This is a genomic window from Actinoplanes sp. NPDC051633 (assembly GCF_040681735.1).
Classification (GTDB): domain Bacteria; phylum Actinomycetota; class Actinomycetes; order Mycobacteriales; family Micromonosporaceae; genus Actinoplanes.
In genome coordinates, this window is the sequence record NZ_JBFAZH010000651.1 from 1 (window position 1) to 4,543 (window position 4,543).

5 protein-coding genes and 1 pseudogene are annotated in these 4,543 nt (G+C 73.5%); 3 read left to right on the plus strand and 3 right to left on the minus strand.

Features of this window, described 5'->3' with window-relative positions; translation table 11 throughout:
- Window positions 1-271, plus strand: a pseudogene (locus tag AB0M20_RS28845) (hydantoinase B/oxoprolinase family protein); the annotation flags it as partial.
- Window positions 268-864, plus strand: coding sequence for an isochorismatase family protein (locus AB0M20_RS28850; protein ID WP_364303459.1), 597 nt, complete (start codon window positions 268-270; stop codon window positions 862-864). The pseudogene AB0M20_RS28845 and the gene AB0M20_RS28850, both read left to right, overlap by 4 nt.
- Here the strand turns inward: AB0M20_RS28850 and pabB are convergent.
- From pabB to AB0M20_RS28865, 3 genes are read right to left on the minus strand one after another with little or no spacing between them, the layout of a single operon-like run.
- A complete protein-coding gene (gene pabB, locus AB0M20_RS28855; protein ID WP_364303460.1) occupies window positions 796-1,953 on the minus strand; it encodes an aminodeoxychorismate synthase component I in 1,158 nt (385 codons plus the stop codon). The two genes, AB0M20_RS28850 and pabB, sit on opposite strands and share 69 nt — an antisense overlap.
- Window positions 1,950-3,389, minus strand: a complete 1,440-nt coding sequence (locus tag AB0M20_RS28860) for an aldehyde dehydrogenase family protein (RefSeq protein WP_364303461.1) — start codon at window positions 3,387-3,389, stop codon at window positions 1,950-1,952. The genes pabB and AB0M20_RS28860 overlap by 4 nt, the downstream gene beginning before the upstream one ends.
- A gap of 28 nt (window positions 3,390-3,417) precedes the next feature.
- Window positions 3,418-3,900, minus strand: coding sequence for an Lrp/AsnC family transcriptional regulator (locus AB0M20_RS28865; RefSeq protein WP_364303463.1), 483 nt, complete (start codon window positions 3,898-3,900; stop codon window positions 3,418-3,420).
- A gap of 92 nt (window positions 3,901-3,992) precedes the next feature.
- Here AB0M20_RS28865 and AB0M20_RS28870 point away from each other — a divergent pair.
- Window positions 3,993-4,543: amino acid permease (locus AB0M20_RS28870; RefSeq protein WP_364303464.1), on the plus strand; the 551-nt coding region annotated here is incomplete at its 3' end.

The following is a 4,543-nucleotide window of genomic DNA, read 5'->3' on the forward strand; positions in this document are numbered from 1 at the left end:
GGGCGACCCGCTCGAACGCGACCCGGCGCTGGTCGCCAAGGAGGTCCGGCGCGGGCTCGTCACGGCGGCGGGCGCCCGGCGATACGGCGTGGTGACCTCGCTGGACGGGCAACTCGAGGACGAGGCCACCTCGGCTCTGCGCGGTGAGATGCGCTCCGGCCGGCCCGACGAGCTGCCGGTCTTCGACATGGGCCCGGGTCTGGATGAGATCCTGGCCAGGTGCGAGGAGGAGACCGGGCTGCCCGCGCCGACCCGGCCGGTGTGGACGTGACCTCGCCCGTCGGCGGAGGGCTCGGCTGGGGAGACCGGCCGGCCCTGGTGCTCATCGACATGATGCGCGCGTATTTCACGCCCGGCAGCCCCTTCGATCTCGGCTCGCGGGCGGCGGTCGACGGTTGCGTCGCCCTGCTGAGCGCCGCCCGCGAGGCCGGGATCCCGGTGCTGCACACCCGCGTCACCTACAACGACGACCTCAGCGACGGCGGGCTCTTCGTGCGGAAGGTCCCGGCGCTGGCCGCGCTGCGATCCTCCCTCGGCGAGTTCGTGCCGTCGCTGGAGCCGGCCCCGGGCGAGGTGGTCGTGTCGAAGCAGTACGCCTCGGCGTTCTTCGGGACGTCGCTCGCGGCGACGCTGACGGCGAAGGGCATCGACACCACGGTGATCGCGGGGGTGTCCACCTCCGGCTGCGTGCGGGCCAGCGCCACCGACGCGATGCAGCACGGGTTCCGGCCGGTGGTGGTCGCCGACGCGTGCGGCGACCGCACCGCCGCGGTGCACGACGCCAACCTCTTCGACCTACAGGCCAAGTACGCCGACGTCGTCTCGGTCGCGGACGTCGCCGAGCACTTTCGCCTTCGCCAGTAACTCGGCGTGCTCCGCCGCCGGATCCGAATCCCAGGTGATGCCGCCGCCCGCCCCGTAGACGGCGGTTTTCCGCTCGCGATCCACGACCGCGGTGCGGATGGCGACGTTGAAGGTCGCCGTGTCCGGCCCGACCAGCCCCACCGCTCCACAATAGACGCCACGTGGGCCGGTCTCGATGTCGCGGATGATGCGCATGCTGCTCGCCTTCGGCGCCCCGGTCACCGAGCCGCAGGGGAACAGCGCCCGGAAGATCTCCGCCATCCCGCAGCCCGGCCGGAGCGTCGCGGTGATCTCCGAAGTCAGCTGCCAGACCGTCGGATAGCGCTCCAGCGCGCACAGCTCGGTCACCTCGACAGAGCCGACCTGCGCGACCCGCGCGAGATCGTTGCGCAGCAGGTCGACGATCATCACGTTCTCGGCGCGTTCCTTGGCGCTGGCCCGCAGCCGCCGTGCCTGCTCACGGTCCTCGTCCGGGGTGCGGCCGCGAGCGGCGGTGCCCTTCATCGGCCGGGTCCGCAGACGGGTGCCGCGCCGCTCGAAGAACAGTTCGGGGCTGGCGCTGGCGATCACATGCCGGCCCAGGTCGAGGTAGGCGTGATAGGCGCCGCGCTGCGCGCCGGCGAGGGCGGCATAGAGCTGCGCGGGGTCGCCGTGAAAATGCATGCGCAGGCGGTCGGTCAGATTGATCTGGTACGTGTCACCGGCGGCAATGTGTTCACGGACGATGCCGACGGCCCGCGCGTGCTCGTCGGCCGTCCAGTCTGTGATCCAGCGAGCCGTCGGGGAGGCGGCGGTGGCCCGGGCCGCGCCGACCGGCGTCGCCTCGAGCGGCTCCCCGCACAGCCCGAACCAGGCGAGCGGCAGATCATCCACCCCGGGCTCAAGAGCAGCAAGCGCCGGATCCAGCCCGGGCGCCGCCTCGTACGACACGTACCCGAAAGCCCAGTCCCCGCCGGCCGCAGCACGCGAGACCGCGTCCAGCACCCCGGCCACCTCCGAGGTCCGTGACGCCACCAGCACCCGATAGGGCGGCGGGCAGACCACCGCCGTGCCCGCCACCAGATCGTCGAAGCGGGCCCAGGGCGTCACGCGCCCCGCCCGCCGATGATTACCGTCTGCATTTCGGTGAAGGCCTCCATCGGGTACGCGCCGCCGACCCGCCCCAGCCCGCTGCCCGCACCGGCCCGCCCGCCGAAGGGCAGGTGGCTCTCCCAGTAGTTGGTCGACTCGTTGATGTTCACCCAGCCGGTGCGGACCGCGTCCGCGAACGCCAGCCCGGCTCCCACGTCGGCGGTGTAGACCGACGCCAGCAACCCGTAGCGGGACGCGTTGGTGAGCGAGATCGCCTCCTCGAGGGATCCGATACCGACGATCGGCGCGATCGGCCCGAACGTCTCCTCGGTCGCCGCCAGCGACTCGGCCGGCACGTCGCCCAGGACGGTCGCCGGCCAGTACAGCGACCCGGGGTCCCGCGAACCGCCGGTCAGCACGGTCGCGCCGCGCTGCGCGGCATCGGCCACGTGCGCGTCCATCTTCGCCGCGACCGCGGCGTTGTTCAGCGGTCCCATCGTCGTCGCGTCGTCGAAGGGATCACCCAGCCGCACCTGCGAGCGGACCGCCTCGGCCAGCAGCGAGGTGAACTCGTCACGGACGGCGGCGTGCACGAGCAGCCGCTCCCCGGCCGTGCAACTCTGCCCCGCGCACAGGAAGCACGCCGTCAGCGCGCCCTCGACCGCCAGCGGAAGGTCGGCGTCCGCCAGGACGACGAGCGGCCCGTTGCCGCCCATCTCCAGCAGGGCCGCTTTGCCCGCCGCAGCCGTTGCCACCGACCGCCCGGTCGCGGTCGACCCGATGAACGCGACCGCGTCCGTGCCGGGATGCCGCGCGATCTCGTCGCCGACCACCGGCCCGGGCCCGGTCACCAGGTTGAGGACGCCGGGCGGCAGGTCGGCCTCGGCGATGCAGGACGCGAGCGCCACGGCGGCCACGCTGGTGGTGGGCGCGGGCGTCCAGACCACGGTGTTGCCGGAGGCCAGCGCCGGTGCGATCAACTCGGCGGGCATCGTGTACGGCCAGTTCCACGGCGTGATCACCGCGACCACCCCGCGCGGACGCCGGACCAGCAGCGCCCGTTTCCCGGCGCCGGACGAGTTCGGCAGCAGCCCGCCGAACCGCTTGCCGTCCTCGGCGGCCATCCGCCAGTAGACGACCAGCTCGTCCACCTCGTCGTAGGCCTCGTGGCGGAGCGGCTTGCCCTGGTCCAGCGTCAGCGTGCGGGCCAGCTCGTCGCGACGGGACTCGACGACGTCCGCGACCCGATGCAGCAGCGCCGCCCGCTCGAAGGCCGACAGCCGGGCCCAGCCGGGAGCCGCCGCCCGGGCCGCCGCGATCGCCGCGGCCGCGTCGGCCCGGTCGCCGGACGGGACCGTCCCGATCTCCGCACCGGTGGCCGGGCTGGTCGCGGCGGACGTAGCGCCGGAGAGCGCACCGACCCAGGCGCCGTTGACGAACATCTGATGCTGCACTCGCCGAGACTACGGCACGCGCTGTCGCTCACCGCCTCGCCGCGACGTGGTCGAGGGGGAGCGGGCCGCGGGCCTTGATGGTGCGGATGGCGAAGGTGCTGCGGGCGTCCACCACCGACGGCACCGCCAGGATCTGGTCGAGCAGGATCCGCTCGTACGCCGCCAGCGACGGCGCCGCCACCTCGACCATGATGTCGGCGTCGCCGGAGACCAGATGCGCGGACACCACGGCCGGGATCGCGTGCAGGGCCCGCTCGACGGCCTGGGAGGTCTCCAGCGAGTGCCCTGCGACCTTCAACAGGATGAAGACGGTGAGATCCAGCCCGAGGCGGCCGCGGTCGAGCTCGGCCCGGTAGCCGGCGATGAACCCGGCCTCCTCCAGCGCGCGCAGCCGCCGCAGGCATGCGGACGGCGACAGCGACACGGCATGCGCGAGGTCGATGTTGGCGATCCGCCCGTCGACCTGGAGGCGATCGAGGATCGCGCGGTCGGTGGCATCAAGTTGCGTCACACCGTCATTGTGCCGCACGAAGTTGCTTGACAGGCCGCGGTGAGGCCGAACTTTGCCATCGGGTGCGGCCGGAACCGGACGATCATTGCGGCATGTCCATCACCACGCCGCGCGGCATCGCCCTCTACGTCGGCGCACTCCTCGGCCCCGGCCTGCTGGTGCTGCCCGGCCTGGCCGCCGATCTGGCCGGACCGGCGTCGATCCTGGCCTGGGCCGGCCTGCTGGTCCTCTCCGGCCTGGTCGCGATCGTCTTCGCCGTCCTCGGCGTGAAGCTGCCGTCGGCCGGCGGTGTTGCCGCATATGCACGCCTCGGCCTGGGCGAGCGGGCCGGCCGGGCGACCGGCTGGGCGTTCCTCGCCGGGATCGTCACCGGCGCGCCCGTCGTCTGCGATCTCGGCGCGGCCTACCTCGGCTTCGGCCGGGCGATGACCGCGGTCGCCGCCGGAGCCCTGCTGGTGGTGGTCCTGCTCGTGACGCGGCGCGGCGTGCGTGCCTCCGCGGGCGCGCAGCTGGGGCTGGTCGGCGTCCTGCTGATCGTGGTGGTGGTCGCGGTGACCGGCGCGCTGCCCGCGGCGGACGCGGCGAACTGGGCTCCGTTCGCCCCGCACGGCTGGCCGGCGATCGGCTCGGCGGCGACCGTCCT